Source organism: Nocardiopsis sp. iso_237 (genome assembly GCF_056173345.1).
The window spans coordinates 5126257-5142959 of the sequence record NZ_CM149669.1 but is presented as its reverse complement, the minus strand read 5'-3'; the positions used below and the strand labels follow the sequence as shown (position 1 = coordinate 5142959).

Below are 16703 nucleotides of genomic sequence, written 5' to 3'. Positions count from 1 at the left end.
CGACCGCCATGCCCCACGCCCTCCCCCGATCCCCCCTGCGCGGACACCCAGGAACAGGGCCGGCCGCCGTCCTGCTCGCCGTGGCCTGCGCCCTCGCCCTGACCGCCTGCACCGGATCGCCCGCCCCCGAGGACGCGGCGGCGGGCGAGGGCATCCCCGAGCTCGCGGAGAACCGGCTCCAGGTCCTGGCGGACGCCCCGGACCCCGAACTCCCCGTCACCGTCGACTCGGTGGTCCTCGACCCCTACCGCACCAGTGCCGACCCCCTGGAGTACGAGGAGGTCGAGGTCACCGACGCCAGTCGCGTCCTCCCGCTCACCGGCGGCCTCGCCGAGATCGTCTTCACCCTCGGCCTCGGAGACCGGGTGGTCGGCCGCGACGTCGCCGCCACCTTCGACGAGGCCGCGGACCTGCCCGTGGTCAGCGAGGGCCACGACGTCTCCGCCGAGTCCGTCCTCGCGCTCCAGCCCACCGTGGTCCTGGCCGACACCCAGACCGGGCCGCCCGAGGTGATCGAGCAGATCCAGCGCAGCGGGGTCCCCGTGGTCATCGTCGAGGAGGCCTGGTCCTTCGACGAGATGTACCCGCGCTTCGAGCGCGTCGCGGAGGCGCTCGGCGTCCCCGACGCCGGGACCAGCCTGGTCGACCGCACCAGGGAACAGATGGCCGAGGTGCGCGAGACCTCCGTGGAGACCGCCGGCGACCCCCTCGTCGCCTTCCTCTACCTGCGCGGCACCGCCGGGGTCTACCTCCTCGGCGGTCCCGGATCGGGCGCCGACGCCATGCTCTCCGAGATCGGCGCCCGCGACGCGGGGGTCGAGATGGGCCTGACCACACCGTTCACCCCCATCACCACCGAGGCGCTGATCGAGGCCCAGCCGGACGTCCTCCTCGTCATGACCAAGGGCCTGGAGTCGGTGGGCGGTGTGGAGGGGCTCGTCGAGATCCCCGGAGTCGCCCAGACCCCGGCCGGTCGGAACCGGGCCGTCATCGACTTCGAGGACGGCGTGCTGCTCAACTTCGGGCCGCGCACCCCCCAGGTCATCGTGGCCCTGGCCGAGCAACTGGCCGCGCTCCCCGACGACGGGGACACCGCGTGACCGCCCTGCGCCACCGCGGCGCCACCGCGCCCGGACCCCCGACGGAGGGCGGCGGCCGCGTGCGACGTCGGCTGCGCGCCGGGCTCCTCCTCGGCGGGCTGTCCGCCACCCTCGTGACCGTCGCCGTCGTGGCCGCCGGGGTCGGTGCCTACCCCATCCCGGCGGGACAGGTGGCGGCGTCCCTCCTCCAGGAGGTCGGTCTCGACGTCGGCGCCGAACCCGACCAGATCGCCCGCACCGTCCTGTGGGACGTGCGGCTGCCCCGCGTCGTCCTCGCCGTCATGGTCGGCGCGGCCCTGGGCAGCGCGGGCGCCATCATGCAGGGCGTCTTCGGCAACCCCCTCGCGGAACCCGGCGTGATCGGTGTCTCCGCCGGTGCGGCGGTCGGCGCGATCGCCGTCATCTTCACCGGGATCACGGTGCTCGGACACTGGACCGTCATCGCCTCGTCCTTCGTCTTCGGGCTGGCCACGACCCTGTTCGTGTACGTCTTCGCGCGCTCACGGGGCCGTACCGAGGTGGTCACCCTCCTGCTCACCGGGATCGCGGTCAACGCCATCGCCGGTGCCGCGATCGGTCTGATGACCAACTTCTCCCAGGACGCCGAGATCCAGACCATCACGTTCTGGCAGCTGGGCAGCGTCTCCACCGCCACCTGGTCCAAGGTCGCGGCGATCACGCCCTGCCTGCTCCTGGGACTGGCGGTCGTCCCCGTGTACGCCCGCCGCCTGGACCTGCTCGCCCTCGGGGAGGGGCCCGCCCGCCACCTGGGCGTGGACGTGGAACGCATGCGCCTGGTCCTCATCGGCGCCATGGCCCTGCTCACGTCGGCGGCGGTCGCCTTCGCCGGGATCGTCGCCTTCGTGGGTCTCGTGGTCCCGCACATCATCCGTATGGTGACCGGACCCGGCCACCGGGTGCTGCTGCCCGCCTCCGCGCTCGGCGGCGGACTGCTGCTGCTCGCCGCCGACTTGCTGGCCCGAACGGTCGCCGCCCCCGCCGAGATCCCGCTCGGCGTGGTCACCGCCGCCCTGGGCGGGCCGTTCTTCTTCTTCCTCCTGTACCGCACCCGCGCCAAACAGGGAGGCTGGTCGTGAGCACCGACACCACGGGCACCCCCGGTACCACCAGCACTGACGGCCCCACGGGGCACACCCCACGGCGCTCGGCCCTCGCCCGCGGGTGGGCCGCGGCCGTCGCGCCCCTGACCCGCGCACCGGCCCCGCCCGCACCCGCCGAACCCGGATCCGTGGTCGTGCGCGCCGAGGGACTCACCGTCCGCCGGGGCGGCCGCGCCCTGCTCGACGGGGTCGACCTCACCGTCCGCGCCGGTGAACTCCTCGCCCTGGTCGGACCGAACGGCGCGGGCAAGTCCACGCTGCTGTCCGCGCTGTCAGGAGACGTCACCGGCGGCCCGACCAGGGGCGAGCGCGACTCCGGAACGGTGCGCCTGCTCGGCCGCCCGCTGCCGGAGTGGAGCCCGCCCGAACTCGCGCTCCGCCGGGCGGTCCTGCCCCAGGAGGCGGCGGTCAGCTTCCCCTTCTCCGTCACCGAACTCGTCGCCATGGGTCGTGCGCCCTGGGCCGGGCTGAGCTCCCCGGACCGGGACGACGCCCTGGTCCGGGACGCCATGGCGGAGGTCGGCGTCACCCATCTGGCCGACCGCCGCTTCCCCACGCTCTCGGGGGGAGAACGGGCCCGCGTGATGTTCGCCCGCGTCCTGGCCCAGGACACCCACCTGCTCCTCCTCGACGAACCCACCGCGGCGCTGGACATCCGCCACCAGGAACTCGTACTCTCCATCGCGCGCGGCCTCGCGTCCCGCGGTGGGGCGGTTATCGTGGTCCTGCACGATTTGGGGCTTGCGGCCGCGTACGCCCATCGTGTGGCGGTACTCTCCGGAGGACAGGTCGCCGCGCGGGGAACCCCCGCCGACGTGTTCAGCTCGTCGCTCCTCAGCGCTGTGTACCGACACGAGGTCGAAGTTCTGCCGCATCCGCGTACGGGGGTCCCGCTCGTCGTCCCCCTCCGGTCGCCCGGGTGCACACGAAAGCGTCCACAGGAGTAGGTCGTATTGGTGTCCACAACTGAACGGCAGTCCCATGATGAGCCCCACCCCTCGGGCGAGGGGCGTGAGCGGCCCCCACGGGGCCGTCGGCGCCGCCCGCGCAAACGGGCCACCCCGGGCGACGTCGTCCGGGGCATCGTCCGCTTCTTCGGCGAGGTCCTCCTGACCCTGGGTCTGCTGATGCTCTTCTACGCCTCCTACGAGGTGTACGGCTCCCAGTGGGAGACCGACCGGGAGCAGCAGGGGCTGGCCGACGGTCTGGACGAGGCCTGGGCCGCCGCCGACGAGCGCGGCCCGGACTCCGAACCCCTCCCCGGCAGCGCCGACAGCCGCCTGTACGTCCCGAGCCTGGACCTGGACTGGGTGGTGGTCAACGGCACCACCCCCGACGACATCCGGTACAGCCCCGGCCGTTACACGGAGTTCGACAGCGCGCCCGGCGAGCTCGGCAACTACGGCGTCGCCGCGCACCGCACGCCCGGTCTCTTCTGGGACCTGGACCTGCTCGACGACGGCGACGTCATGGTGCTGGAGGACGGCGAGAACTTCCACACCTACGAGGTCTTCCGTGAGGAGACCGTGCTGCCCGAGGACTTCTGGGTGGTCAACCCGGACCCCTTCGAGGAGGCCTCCGAGGAGGACCCCGAGCGGGCACTGCTCACCCTCACCACGTGCGCGCCCAAGCTCAACAACACGCACCGGCTCATCGTCTGGGCCGAACTCACCGAGACCACACCCAAGTCCGAGGGCATGCCCGACAGCATCGCCCACATGGCTCCGGACGCCTAGGGGAAGGGACGCACGAATGTACGGTCTGATCTGGCGCATCCTGCCCGGCCCCTGGGCCTCGAAGTTCATCATGTCGGTGGGCCTCCTGGCGGGCGCGGCCGCCCTGCTGTGGTTCTTCGCCTTCCCGGCGCTCTCCCCGCACATGCCGTTCAACGACGGCGCCGTCGACATGACCGGGGTCGGGGGCGAGGCCCCCGTCGGGGAGGCCGACCCGGCGACCGGTGAGGCGGACCCCGGGGAGACGGAGGTCTCCGGCGAGGGCACGGGGAACTAGGGGAGGAGCGTTCCCGAGGGGGATCTCCACACGGATTCGGAACGACGGCGCGGCGCGGTGCGGCAGGCACCGTGCCGCCTTGTCGTGGGGTGCGCGGGAGGCGCGGGGCCCGGCTCCGCGGCCCGATCGCCGGACACGCCCGGGGTGGCCGCTGTGCCCGGCGCCACCGCCGGGGCTCCCGATACGGTCTCCGGCGGCCGCTAACCTCAAGCAGGTGAGTAACGGGGGACGGAACGAATGACGGTGACGCAGACCACGACGGAGAACCGCCTGAGCGGTCTCCGGGCCTGGCAGCGGGAGGCCTTCGAGGAGTACTTCCGCAGGCAGCCACGCGACTTCCTCGCCGTGGCCACGCCCGGGGCGGGCAAGACCACCTTCGCCCTCACACTGGCGAGCGAGCTCCTCCAGCGGCACGCGGTTCGAGCGATCACCATCGTCTGCCCCACCGAGCACCTGAAGAAGCAGTGGGCGGAGGCGGCGGCCCGGTTCGGGATCGCCATCGACCCCGACTTCAAGAACGGGCAGGGCGCCCTCGGCCGCCAGTACGTCGGCGTGGCCGTCACCTACGCGCAGATCGCCGCCCACCCGATGCTGCACCGCAACCGCACCGAGGCGCGCAAGACCCTGGTCATCTTCGACGAGGTCCACCACGCGGGTGACGCCCTCTCCTGGGGCGACGCCGTCCGGGAGGCCTTCGACCCGGCCACGCGGCGGCTCTCGCTCACCGGAACCCCGTTCCGCTCCGACATCAACCCCATCCCGTTCGTGGACTACGTGCAGGACGGGGCGGGTGTGCGCCGCTGCTCGTGGGACTACAGCTACGGGTACGCGCCCGCCCTGGAGGACGGGGTCGTGCGCCCGGTCATCTTCATGGCCTACTCCGGGGAGATGCGGTGGCGGACGCGGGCGGGTGACGAACTCGCCGCCCGCCTCGGCGAACCCCTCACCAAGGACGCGCTGTCCCAGGCGTGGCGGGCCGCGCTCGACCCCAAGGGCGACTGGATCAAGAAGGTCCTCCAGGCGGCCGACCGCAGGCTGACCGAGGTGCGCAAGACCCACGCGGACGCGGGCGGCCTGGTCATCGCGAGCGACCACGAGAACGCCCGCGCCTACTCGCGCATCCTGCGGCAGATCACCGGCAAGGGCGCCACCGTGGTGCTGTCCGACGACCCCACCGCCTCGAAGAAGATCACCCGCTTCTCGAAGAGCGACGACCGCTGGATGGTCGCGGTCCGGATGGTCTCGGAGGGCGTGGACGTGCCCCGCCTGATGGTGGGCGTGTACGCGACCTCCACCAGCACCGCGCTGTTCTTCGCGCAGGCCATCGGCCGTTTCGTGCGGGTGCGCCAGCGCGGCGAGGTGGCGTCGGTGTTCCTGCCGTCGGTGCCGACCCTGCTGGAGTACGCGGGGGAGATGGAGCGCGAGCGCGACCACGTCCTGGACAAGCAGCCCGCGGACGACGAGTACCCCGAAGAGGACCTCCTCAAGGAGGCCAACAAGAAGAAGGACACTCCGGACGCGGGGGAGGAGCTCCCCTTCGAGACCATGGAGTCCGCCGCCGAGTTCGACCGCGCGCTGTACGACGGGCTGGAGTACGGGGGCGGGGCCGCCGGGTCCAGCGAGGAGGAGGACTTCCTCGGGCTGCCCGGACTGCTCGACCCGGACCAGGTCTCCCAGCTGCTGCGCAAGCGCAAGGCGGACATCCACGCGAGCCAGCTCAAGGCCAAGGGGAAGTCCGAGCCGGAGGAGGAGTCGGGGCCCACGCACGAGGTCCTGGCCGAGCTGCGCAAGGACCTGAGCAACCTGGTCGGCGCCTGGCACCACCGCACCGGCAAGCCGCACGGGGTGATCCACAACGAGCTGCGTCGCGCCTGCGGGGGGCCGCCGGTCGCGCAGGCCACGCCGCCGCAGATCCGTGAGCGCATCGCCAAGCTCAGAGCCTGGGCCGTGGGCCAGAAGTAGGTCCGCGGCGGGGAGCGGGGCGTACGGGCGGCGGCCCCGCCCACGGGCCGGGGACGGCAAACACTTCGCAAGGTCGGGCAAGTTCACCAAACGCATAGCAATCGGACCACTACAGTCCGTGAGGTGATTGGACGAAGCCCGCGCGGAGGCTCAGCCGCGACCTGGACCGGCCTGACCCTGTGCGCACTCGCACTGACCGGTCTGGTGGCGAGCTCGCTGCCAGAACCCGCCCACCCCGAACCACAGCGGGCCGGGGTGACGCTCGCCGCGGACCAGCACTGTCCCCCCGAGGGGGACCGGGTCGACGACGCCGTTGACACCGCCGCCCGGGCGGCCTCCACCAGGGTCGCCGGCCCCGGGGCCGGGACCGCCGAGGTGGAGATCACCCCGGAGAAGGCGGCCGAGTACGAGGAACGGCTCCGCGACGCCCTGGTCGCCGAGCGCGGACGCGAGCTCGCCGCGCCGTACACGGTGCCGGTGGCCGTGCACGTGATCTCCGCCGAGGACGGCCGGGGCGAGGTGACCGACGAGCGGATCCAGGAGCAGGTCGACGTCCTCAACAAGGCCTACCAGGGCGGCTACGCGCTCGGCTCCGAGGGCACCGACACCGGTTTCCGCTTCGAGCTCTCGGACGTCACCCGCAACGTGAACGACGCCTGGTTCCGCGACTTCAACCGTTACCGCGACACCATCCGGGCCGACCTGCGCCAGGGCGGTGCCGAGACGCTGAACATCTACACCACCCAGCTCGACTCCGGTCTGCTCGGCTACTCCACCTTCCCCCAGGACTACGCCGCCGACCCGGAACAGGACGGCGTCGTCATCGCGCACGACACCTTCCCGGGCGGGACGCGCGACCGCTTCAACGAGGGCCACACCGGCACCCACGAGGTCGGCCACTGGCTGGGCCTGTTCCACACGTTCCAGAACGGCTGCGAGAGCCCGGGGGACTACGTGGACGACACCCCGTACGAGCGCGAGGCGGCGGCGGGCTGCCCTGAGGGTCGGGACAGCTGCCCCGATCTCCCGGGACTCGACCCCGTCACCAACTTCATGAACTACAGCGACGACGCCTGCATGACCCACTTCACCCCGGGGCAGTCCCAACGCATGGCCGAGCACTGGGAGGCCTTCCGAAGCGGATCGGCCCGGCTCTGACCGGTCCGCTCCCAGGAGGACGGCGCCCCGCCCGGCGGGGCGCCGTCCGCGTGTCCGGGGCCGGGCGGCGTCGATAGGCTGGGAACATGGCAGCGAACACCTATCTGACCGGGATCAAGCCCACCGGCGACTTCCACCTGGGCAACTACATCGGCGCGATCAAGCCCGCCCTGGCGGCGGCGGAGGTCTACGACACCTTCTACTTCATCGCGGACTACCACGCGCTCAACATCATCAAGGACGCGGACGAACTCCGTCAGAGCATCCGGTCGGGCGCTGCCACCTGGCTGGCCTGCGGACTCGACCCCGAGCGCACGGTCTTCTACCGTCAGTCCAGCATCCCCGAGATCTTCGAGCTCACCACGATCCTGAGCACCCTCACCCCCAAGGGGCTCATGAACCGCGCACACGCCTACAAGGCCGCGCGCGACCGCAACACCGAGGCGGGCGTCACCGAGCTCGACGCCGGGGTCAACATGGGGCTGTACAACTACCCCGTGCTCATGGCGGCCGACATCCTCATCATGGAGGGCGAGCGGGTCCCCGTGGGGCGCGACCAGTCCCAGCACATCGAGTACACCGCCGACATCGCCGGGTACTTCAACCACCGGTACGGCGACCGATACAGCTTCCCCCTCCCCAAGGGCGTCATCGACGACAGCGAAGCGAGCATCCTGCCCGGGACCGACGGCCGCAAGATGAGCAAGTCCTACGACAACCACATCCCGCTCTTCCTGCCGGAGAAGAAGCTCCGCAAGGCCATCAACCGCATCCCCACGGACTCCACCCCCGTCGAGGACCCCAAGGACCCGGACACCTCGATCCCGTTCCAGCTGCTCACCCACTTCGCCGACGCCGAGAAGGTGGCCGACGTGCGCCAGCGCCTGGAGGCGGGCGGCATGGGCTGGGGCGACCTCAAGAAGGAGCTCTTCGAGGCGGTCAACACCGAGCTCGGCCCCAAGCGCGAGCGCTACGAGGAGCTCATGGACTCGAAGACCGAGCTCGACGAGATCCTCGACTCCGGCCTCGAACGCGCCCGTTCGCGCGCCCGCCGCGTGCTGGGCGACGTCCGCGCCGCCATCGGCATCGACTAGGGAGTGTTTTTTGGATGCTTTCGCTGGTGGCGGCGGAGCCGCCATCGATGCGAGCGGCCGTCGCCCCTACTGTGCACTGCTACGCAAGCTCCGCAGCCTCGCACAGCGGGGGCCCGGCAATCTCTCGCAAGACGTGGAGTGAAGCTGCCCCTACTGTGCGCTGCTACGCAAGCTCCGCAGTGTCGCACAGCGGGGGCCCGCCCGGGTTTGGCTGTCCGAGCTTCATCGGCGCAGTGAGAGGCAGCCTGGTGGTCGCGAGCGCGGAATGATCCAAAAAACACGACCTAGGTTGTGTTTTGTGGTTCGGCTGCGGGGGCGGATGCCGTGCTGTTAGTGATGGAAGCGTGGTTCGACGACACGAGATCACTGACCAGGCCTGGGAAACGATTGCCCCGCTCCTGCCCACCAACCAGGGCCGAGGCGGCCGCTGGCACGACCACAGAACCATGCTCAACGGCATGATCTACAAACTCGCCACCGGATGCCCCTGGCGTGACCTGCCCGAACGCTACGGACCCTGGCAAAGCGTCTACGGCCGCTACCGGCGCTGGGCCCACGACGGCACCATCGACCGAATCCTCGAACACGTCCAGGTCCGTCATGACGCCGTCGGCCGTATCGAATGGGAGGTCAGTATCGATTCGACCGTGGTGCGCGCCCACCAGCACGCCGCCGGCGCACCAAAAAAGGGACCGAGCACAGAACAAAGCAGGACCAAGCACTCGGACGCTCCCGAGGTGGGCTGAGCACCAAGGTTCACCTGGCCACCGACGGGCGCGGACTACCGCTGGCCCTGGTCATCACCACGGGAAACACCAACGACTCCACGGTCTTCGCCCAGCTCATGAACACCATCCGGGTTCCCCGGCCGGGCCGCGGACGTCCCCGTAGCCGACCCGAACGCGTCATCGCGGACAAGGCCTACTCCTCCAAGGCGATCCGGCGGCTGCTGCGCAGCCGCCGGATCGGGTGCACCATCCCCGAGCGCAGCGATCAGAAGGCCTGGAGACAGCGGCGCGGCTCCTATGGCGGGCGCCCGCCCGCTTTCGACCGCGGCGCCTACAAGCGCCGCAACCTGGTCGAACGCTGCATCGGATGGCTCAAGCACTACCGGGCGGTCGCTACGCGCTTCGACAAACTCGCCACGCACTACCGCGCCGGAGCCGTACTGATCAGCGCCCTGTTCTGGCTCAACCACGAACCAAAAAACACGACCTAGGGAGTGTTTTTTGGATGCTTTCGCTGGTGGCGGCGGAGCCGCCATCGATGCGAGCGGCCGTCCAGGCAATCTCTCGCAAGCCGTGGAGTGAAGCTGCCCCTACTGTGCGCTGCTACGCAAGCTCCGCAGTGTCGCACAGCGGGGGCCCGCCCGGGTTTGGCTGTCCGAGCTTCATCGGCGCAGTGAGAGGCAGCCTGGTGGTCGTGAGCGCGGAATGATCCAAAAAACACGACCTAGCGGTACCCGTACACAGACGGGGGCGGTGGTGATCGCGTCACCACCGCCCCCGCCGTCGTTCCGGGCCCCGGACGGGGCCGCCGCCGGGCTCAACCCACCAACGGCTCGCCCTCCAGCTCCACACCGGCCCCGCGCAGCCGCTCCAGCGCCGAGTCCACCGTGGGCCTGGCCACCCCCGCCGTCAGACCGAGCAGGACCCGGGTCCGGATCCCCTCGCCGTTGGCGTCCAGAGCGGTCGCCCGCACGCAGTGGTCGGTGGCGACGCCCACCACGTCCACCTCGTCCACCCCGCGCTCGCGCAGCCACGCCGCCAGAGTCGTCTCGCCATCCCCGGCCGTGCCCTCGAAACCGCTGTAGGCCGCCTCGTACTGCCCCTTGCTGAAGACCTCCTCGGCCAGCGAGGCGTCGAAGTCGGCGTGGAACTCCGCGCCGGGCGTTCCCGCCACACAGTGCACGGGCCAGCTGTCCACGAAGTCGGGGTCGTCCGAGAAGTGCGCCCCCGGGTCGATGTGGTGGTCACGGGTGGCCACCACGTGGTCGTAGCCGCCGGTCCGCGCGAGCTCGGTGACGGCGGCCGCGGTACGGGCGGCCCCCTTCACGCCCAGGCTGCCGCCCTCGCAGAAGTCGTTCTGAAGGTCCACCACGATGAGTGCCCTGGTCATGTCGGCACCTCACTTCCTTGTCGTCGAGAAGCCGATCGGGATCGGCGGGGTGGCTCGGATCAGTGGAAGACGGTCGCCAGCGCGACGTCGCCGCGGGACATCCTCAGCGCCTGCTCGGGAAGCTCGGCCAACGCCGCGCTGTGGCGTGCCCGAGCCTCGTGCACGCTCTCGTGTCCCACCACCTCGCCGCCGGTGACCAGCGGGCGCAACAGCGGCCGGGTCCCGACCTGGTCGGTCGGCTCGTGCGGGTACACCTCCTCCGCCACGGCGATCCCCTTGTCGTCCAGCCGCCGGACCGCCCACTTGCGGCCGCCCCGGCTCGGCTTGCCGACCGAGCGCTTGGCGACCGGCTCCAGCGGAGCGTCCGGCTCCAGGCCGCGCGCCCGCGCCACCAGCTTGTACACCAGAGACACGGTCGGGGCCCCCGAACCCGTCACCAGGGACGTACCCACTCCGTACCCGTCGACCGGGGCCACCGCCAGCGCCTGGATCGAGTGCTCGTCCAGGTCACCGGTGACCACGATGCGGGTCCCGGTCGCGCCGAGGTCGTCCAGCTGCCGACGCACCCGGGAGGCGGTCGTCCCCAGGTCCCCGGAGTCGATCCGGATGGCGCCGAGCTCGGGTCCGGCCAGCTCCACCGCGTGCCGCACCGCGCGTTCGACGTCGTAGGTGTCCACGAGGAGCGTGGTCCCCGTGCCCATGGACTCCAGCTGGGCCTTGAAGGCGTGCTGTTCGCTGTCGTGCAGCAGGGTGAACGCGTGCGCCGCCGTGCCGCCGGTCGGTACCCCGAAGCTGCGCCCCGCCTCCAGATTGGAGGAGGTCGAGAACCCGGACACGTAGGCGGCGCGGGCCGCCGCGACGGCCGAGCGCTCGTGGGTGCGCCGGGAGCCCATCTCGATCAGGGGCCGCTCTCCGGCGGCCACGCGCATCCGGGTGGCGGCGGAGGCGATCGCGCTGTCGTGGTTGTACACCGACAGGGCGAGGGTCTCCAGGATCACGGCTTCGGCGAAGGTGCCCTCCACGACCAGGATCGGCGACCCCGGGAAGTAGGCCTCGCCCTCGCCGTAACCCCACACGTCCCCGGAGAAGCGGTACTCCGACAGCCACTTCAGGGTGGTCTCGTCCACGACTCCGTGGTCGGACAGGAAGTCCAGTTCCTCGGAGCCGAAGCGGAAGCGCTCCAACAGGTCCAGGAACCGGCCGGTCCCCGCCACGACGCCGTAGCGTCGGCCCTCCGGCAGGCGTCGGCCGAACATCTCGAACACCGACCGGCGTGCGGCGGCCCCGCTGTGCAGGGCTCCCTGGAGCATCGTCAGTTCGTAGTGGTCGGTGAGCAGCGCGCTGCTGCTGTCCTCGCTCATAGGGGCGAGCCTACGTGTTCCGGTCTGGGCGGGTACGCGCGCCCCACCTGCGCCGGGGTGCTCTCCGGAGTGACCTCCCCCGCATTAATACCCACTTGGTTGGTAGAGAAGCGGATGTGGGTACCCTGGAGCCATGCTGAGGATCGACCGCTCCATCCACGACCAGATCGTCGCCCACGCGCGACGCGACCACCCCGACGAGGCGTGCGGTGTCGTCGCGGGGCCCGAGGGCTCCGACCGCCCGGAGCGGATCATCGAGATGCTGAACGCGGCACGCTCCCCGACGTTCTACGAGTTCGACTCGACCGAGTACAAGAAGGTCTACGACGAGCTGTGGGACCGCGACGAGGAGTTCGTCGTGATCTACCACTCCCACACCGCGACCGAGGCCTACCCCTCGCGCACCGACATCACGTACGCGCAGTGGCCCCAGGCCCACTACGTCCTCGTGTCCACCCGCGAGCCCGACACCGCCGAGTTCCGTTCCTTCCGGATCATCGACGGCGAGGTCACCGAGGAGCCCGTCGAGATCGTCGACGCCGACGGCTCCGGCGCGGACCAGTAGGTACGCGCCCATCGGACGACCCGGCACGACGGCCCACGGAATGCCACCGGCGGGCCGCCTGTTGGACCTGAACGCACAACAACGACCGTTTACGGAGTCACCTTCATGGCCATCGAGGTCCGCATCCCCACCATCCTGCGCAACCTGACCAACGACGCGAAGGTCGTCCAGGGGTCCGGCGAGACCCTCAGTGACCTGGTCACCGACCTGGACCAGCAGTACCCCGGCATCGCGGAGCGCCTGGTGGACGGCGGCAAGCTGCGCCGGTTCATCAACGTCTACCTGAACGACGAGGACGTCCGCTTCGTCGGCGGTCTTGAGGCCAAGCTCTCCGACGGCGACAACGTGACCGTCCTGCCCGCCGTCGCGGGCGGCTCTCGCTGAGGAAGCCATGCGCTACGACTCCCTGCTCGACTCCCTCGGAGGCACGCCGCTGGTCGGCCTGCCTCGGCTCTCGCCCTCGCCGGAGGTCCGGCTGTGGGCGAAGCTGGAGGACCGCAACCCCACCGGCTCGATCAAGGACCGCGCCGCGTTCTTCATGATCGAGCAGGCCGAGAAGGACGGGCTGCTCTCCCCGGGGTGCACCATCCTGGAGCCGACGTCGGGGAACACCGGCATCTCGCTGGCCATGGTCGCGAAGCTGCGCGGCTACCGCATGGTCTGCGTCATGCCGGAGAACACCTCCGACGAACGCAGGAAGCTGCTGGCCATGTGGGGCGCCGAGGTCCACTACTCCGACGCCGCGGGCGGTTCCAACGAGGCCGTCCGGGTCGCCAAGAAGATGGCCGCGGAGAACCCCGACTGGGTGATGCTCTACCAGTACGGCAACCAGGCCAACGCGCGGGCCCACTACGAGACCACCGGGCCCGAGCTGCTGACCGACCTGCCGGAGATCACCCACTTCGTGGCGGGGCTCGGCACCACCGGAACCCTCATGGGTGTCGGCCGGTACCTGCGCGAACGCAAGCCGGACGTGCGGATCGTGGCCGCCGAGCCGAGGTACGGGGAGCTGGTCTACGGGCTGCGCAACCTCGACGAGGGGTTCGTTCCGGAGCTCTACGACGAGTCCGTGCTCACCACGCGCTTCTCCGTCCCCTCGGAGGCGGCGCTCCGGCGGACCCGCGACCTCCTGCACAAGGAGGGCATCTTCGCGGGCATCTCCACGGGCGGAGCGCTGCACGCGGCCCTGGGCATGGCCCGCAAGGCGGAACGGGCGGGCGAGAGCGCCGACATCGCGTTCGTCATCGCGGACGCCGGGTGGAAGTACCTCTCCACCGGCGCCTACGAGGGCACCGTCGAAGAGGCGGAGGAGCGCCTGGACGGCCAGCTCTGGGCCTGACCCGGGCCTGACCCGGGCCCCGCGACGGCGCGGGCCGGGCCGCGTCCGGGGTGGACGGGTCCGGGTGCCCGTCGCAGGGTGCCACGGTGTCACGGAGGCCGGTTTCCCACGGGGAACCGGCCTCCGGTACGTTCCCCCACAGGTCAGTTCCTGTCCTGAACTCGGCCCCGGTGAACCGGTCAAATCTGGTCAATCGGTGTGAAAAATTCACACGTGATGCACGTCGCCTGAGATGCGGGCCACATTTTGTACCACCCAGGCGGTCATTGGGGTACACCCGTAACAACGGGACATCCGCAGAACCAGCCGCCCACCGCTCTCCCCGCACACGTCACCAAGGGGCCACGGAAGCAGTGCGGCCGATCGAAAAGGCGACGACGACGTGCGACTCACGATTATCGGGTCCTCCGGGAGCTTCCCCGGGCCGGACAGTCCGGCCTCCTGTTACCTGGTGGAGGCGGACGGCTTCCGGCTCCTGCTCGACCTGGGCAACGGCGCGCTCGGCGCCCTCCAGCGCCACGCCGACCTCTACTCCGTCGACGCCGTCTACCTCAGCCACCTGCACACCGACCACTGTGCGGACATGTGCGCCTACTGGGTCGCCCGGATGTACTCGCCCGGGGGCGCCAAGCCCCCGATCCCCGTGTACGGCCCCGAGGGCGTCGCGGACCGCCTCGCGGAGATCTACGGACTGGACCCCGACCCCGGCATGACCGAGGTCTTCGCCTTCCACGAGCTCACCCCGGGTGAGTTCCGGATCGGTCCCCTGACCGCCCGCGTCGCCCGGGTCAACCACCCCGTCGACGCCTTCGGCATCCGCCTGGAGCACGGCGGCGTCAGCCTCGTCTACTCCGGCGACACCGGCTCCTGCGACTCCCTGGTCGACCTGGCCCGCGACACCGACCTGTTCCTGTGCGAGGCCGCCTTCCACGACCACGTGGAACACCCGAAGGACATGCACCTCACCGGCAGCGAGGCCGGCGACCACGCCACCAGGGCCGGGGCGCGCAAACTGCTGCTGACCCACCTGGTGCCGTGGAACGACGACGACGTCACGCTGGCCGAGGCGCGCGGCACCTACGAGGGGCCCATCGAACTGGCCCGGGGCGGAGAGGTCCGCGAGATCGGCGCCTGACCCCGACCGTTCGGTGAGGCGGTACCCGGACCCGACCGAAACACGGAGGGTCACGGACACACCGGGTCACCAATGAGGTGGGACCGTGTCCGTGTGAGTAGGGGTGGGTGGGGCCCGTGTGGCGCGGGTCCCACCTGACCGGTAGGACCCGGCTCCAGCACAGTGGAACACCGTGCCGATATACGCTCGTGTCCATGGCTCGACCTGACGGACGCGTTCCGACCCAACTCCGCCCTGTGAACATCCACCGCAACTGGCTCCGCCACGCGGAGGGATCCGCCCTCATCGAGTTCGGGGACACCCGCGTGCTCTGCGCGGCCACCGTCGAGGACGGTGTGCCCCGCTGGCGCCGGGGTACCGGCGAGGGCTGGGTCACCGCCGAGTACGCGATGCTCCCGCGCTCCACGGACACCCGAGGCGCCCGTGAGTCGGTGCGCGGCAAGATCGGCGGCCGCACCCACGAGATCTCCCGCCTGATCGGCCGCTCCCTCCGTGCCGTCGTCGACTTCAAGGCGATGGGCGAACACACCATCACCCTCGACTGCGACGTGCTCCAGGCCGACGGCGGCACCCGCACCGCCGCGGTGACCGGCGCCTACGTGGCCCTGGCCGACGCGATGAAGCACCTGCGCAAGCGGCGCAAGCTCAAGAACAACCCGTTGACCGGCTCGGTGGCGGCCGTCAGCGTCGGTGTGGTGCAGGGGCAGCCCCGGCTGGACCTGAACTACCTGGAGGACTCGGTCGCGGACACCGACATGAACGTCGTGCTCACCGGTGACGGGAAGTTCGTGGAGGTGCAGGGCACCGCCGAGGGCCAGGGAGCCGCCTTCGACCGTGAACTGCTGAACAAGCTGCTCGACCTCGCCTCCGGCGGGTGCGAGGAGCTGACCGCCATCCAGAAGAAGGCCCTGTCGGAGTGACTGTCGTGAGCGGGCCGGTCCGGTACCGGCACCGCTCCCCAGGGGGAGGTCCCCTGGGAGGAGTAACGGTGAGAGCGGAGGAGGCACGGTGAAGCTCGTCCTTGCGACGCGCAACGCGAAGAAGGTGCCCGAGATGCGCGCCATCCTGGCCGAGGCCGGGGTGACGGCGGAGGTGCTGGCCCTGGACGCGTTCCCGGACGCGCCCGAGGTCCCCGAGACCGAACCCTCCTTCATCGGCAACGCCCTGCTCAAGGCGCGGGCGATCGCGGCGCACACGGGTCTCCCGGCCGTCGCGGACGACTCGGGTCTGAGCGTGGACGAACTCCGGGGGATGCCCGGGGTGCTGTCCGCGCGCTGGGCCGGGCGCTTCGGTGAGGGCGACCAGGACCGGGCCAACCTGGACCTGGTGCTGGACCAGCTCGCGGACACCCCCGCCGACCGCAGGGGAGCGGAGTTCGTCTGCGCGGCGGTCCTGGTGATGCCGGACGGAACCGAGGCCGTCGCCGAGGGCGTGCTGCGCGGGCGCCTGGTCGGCGAACGCCGTGGGAAGAACGGGTTCGGCTACGACCCGGTCTTCGTCCCCGAAGGGGAGACCCGAACGGCGGCGGAACTGTCGCCCGAGGAGAAGAACGCGATCAGCCATCGAGGCATCGCCTTCCGGCAGCTCGCCCGTGAACTGGCGGAGATGGTCTGAGCCGTCGGCAGGGCCGTCGGACCAGCGACGGTGGGGGCGGGTGCGGGACCCGGTCGGGTCCCGCACCCGCCCCCACACGGTTTCCGAGGCCATGGTTCGGAAAAGAATCGCTGACCGGTGTTTGAC

17 protein-coding genes are annotated in these 16703 nt (G+C 70.8%); 15 read left to right on the top strand and 2 right to left on the bottom strand.

The window, feature by feature from the left end:
* The first annotated feature begins 8 nt into the window (after positions 1 to 8).
* The 9 genes from AC0VYM_RS23185 to AC0VYM_RS23145 all read left to right on the top strand — a co-directional run bounded on the left by AC0VYM_RS23185 (position 9) and on the right by AC0VYM_RS23145 (position 9664).
* Complete coding sequence (locus tag AC0VYM_RS23185) at positions 9 to 1100, top strand: heme/hemin ABC transporter substrate-binding protein (RefSeq protein WP_475455528.1); 1092 nt, start codon at positions 9 to 11, stop codon at positions 1098 to 1100.
* Positions 1097 to 2197, top strand: a complete 1101-nt coding sequence (locus tag AC0VYM_RS23180; RefSeq protein ID WP_475455526.1) for a FecCD family ABC transporter permease — start codon at positions 1097 to 1099, stop codon at positions 2195 to 2197. Before AC0VYM_RS23185 ends, AC0VYM_RS23180 begins: the two co-directional genes overlap by 4 nt.
* A 107-nt stretch (positions 2198 to 2304) precedes the next feature.
* Positions 2305 to 3168, top strand: a complete 864-nt coding sequence (locus AC0VYM_RS23175; RefSeq protein WP_475463180.1) for a heme ABC transporter ATP-binding protein — start codon at positions 2305 to 2307, stop codon at positions 3166 to 3168.
* A 6-nt stretch (positions 3169 to 3174) separates the two neighbouring features.
* The gene (locus AC0VYM_RS23170) at positions 3175 to 3957 is read left to right on the top strand and encodes a class E sortase (protein WP_475455524.1); all 783 of its coding nucleotides are present in this window, start codon (positions 3175 to 3177) and stop codon (positions 3955 to 3957) included.
* 16 nt (positions 3958 to 3973) lie between these two features.
* The gene (locus AC0VYM_RS23165; RefSeq protein ID WP_475455522.1) at positions 3974 to 4231 is read left to right on the top strand and encodes a hypothetical protein; all 258 of its coding nucleotides are present in this window, start codon (positions 3974 to 3976) and stop codon (positions 4229 to 4231) included.
* Positions 4232 to 4468: 237 nt separating this feature from the next.
* Positions 4469 to 6193 carry a DEAD/DEAH box helicase gene (locus AC0VYM_RS23160; RefSeq protein ID WP_475455520.1) on the top strand — a complete coding sequence of 575 codons (1725 nt, stop codon included), beginning with the start codon at positions 4469 to 4471 and terminating at the stop codon, positions 6191 to 6193.
* Between the two features lie 123 nt (positions 6194 to 6316).
* A complete protein-coding gene (locus tag AC0VYM_RS23155; RefSeq protein WP_475455518.1) occupies positions 6317 to 7351 on the top strand; it encodes a zinc metalloprotease in 1035 nt (344 codons plus the stop codon).
* Between the two features lie 86 nt (positions 7352 to 7437).
* Positions 7438 to 8445 carry a tryptophan--tRNA ligase gene (locus AC0VYM_RS23150; protein WP_475455517.1) on the top strand — a complete coding sequence of 336 codons (1008 nt, stop codon included), beginning with the start codon at positions 7438 to 7440 and terminating at the stop codon, positions 8443 to 8445.
* Positions 8446 to 8789: 344 nt separating this feature from the next.
* Positions 8790 to 9664 (top strand): IS5 family transposase gene (locus AC0VYM_RS23145; RefSeq protein ID WP_475455515.1). Its coding sequence is split into 2 segments (ribosomal slippage): positions 8790 to 9156 and positions 9156 to 9664, totalling 876 coding nucleotides; the frame shifts between segments, so codons are not numbered across the junction.
* Between the two features lie 326 nt (positions 9665 to 9990).
* On the opposite strand, the gene AC0VYM_RS23140 is transcribed toward AC0VYM_RS23145, so the two are convergent.
* The gene (locus tag AC0VYM_RS23140) at positions 9991 to 10563 is read right to left on the bottom strand and encodes an isochorismatase family protein (protein ID WP_475455513.1); all 573 of its coding nucleotides are present in this window, start codon (positions 10561 to 10563) and stop codon (positions 9991 to 9993) included.
* Positions 10564 to 10622: 59 nt separating this feature from the next.
* The gene (locus AC0VYM_RS23135) at positions 10623 to 11924 is read right to left on the bottom strand and encodes a nicotinate phosphoribosyltransferase (RefSeq protein ID WP_475455511.1); all 1302 of its coding nucleotides are present in this window, start codon (positions 11922 to 11924) and stop codon (positions 10623 to 10625) included.
* Between the two features lie 133 nt (positions 11925 to 12057).
* On the opposite strand from AC0VYM_RS23135, the gene AC0VYM_RS23130 reads away from it, so the two are divergent.
* The 6 genes from AC0VYM_RS23130 (at position 12058) to rdgB (ending at position 16577) form a co-directional block, all read left to right on the top strand.
* Positions 12058 to 12489 (top strand): M67 family metallopeptidase, encoded by a 432-nt coding sequence (locus AC0VYM_RS23130; protein WP_475455509.1) that lies wholly within the window; start codon positions 12058 to 12060, stop codon positions 12487 to 12489.
* Positions 12490 to 12594: 105 nt separating this feature from the next.
* Positions 12595 to 12873 (top strand): MoaD family protein, encoded by a 279-nt coding sequence (locus tag AC0VYM_RS23125; RefSeq protein ID WP_475455507.1) that lies wholly within the window; start codon positions 12595 to 12597, stop codon positions 12871 to 12873.
* Positions 12874 to 12880: 7 nt separating this feature from the next.
* Positions 12881 to 13828 (top strand): PLP-dependent cysteine synthase family protein, encoded by a 948-nt coding sequence (locus tag AC0VYM_RS23120; RefSeq protein WP_475455505.1) that lies wholly within the window; start codon positions 12881 to 12883, stop codon positions 13826 to 13828.
* Between the two features lie 382 nt (positions 13829 to 14210).
* Entirely contained in the window at positions 14211 to 14963 is a 753-nt protein-coding gene (locus AC0VYM_RS23115; RefSeq protein WP_475455503.1) for an MBL fold metallo-hydrolase, read from the top strand.
* A 194-nt stretch (positions 14964 to 15157) separates the two neighbouring features.
* Positions 15158 to 15883: a ribonuclease PH gene (gene rph / locus AC0VYM_RS23110; protein ID WP_378740516.1), complete on the top strand. Its 726-nt coding sequence runs from the start codon at positions 15158 to 15160 to the stop codon at positions 15881 to 15883.
* An 88-nt stretch (positions 15884 to 15971) separates the two neighbouring features.
* Positions 15972 to 16577, top strand: a complete 606-nt coding sequence (gene rdgB, locus AC0VYM_RS23105) for an RdgB/HAM1 family non-canonical purine NTP pyrophosphatase (protein ID WP_475455501.1) — start codon at positions 15972 to 15974, stop codon at positions 16575 to 16577.
* Positions 16578 to 16703 lie beyond the last annotated feature (126 nt).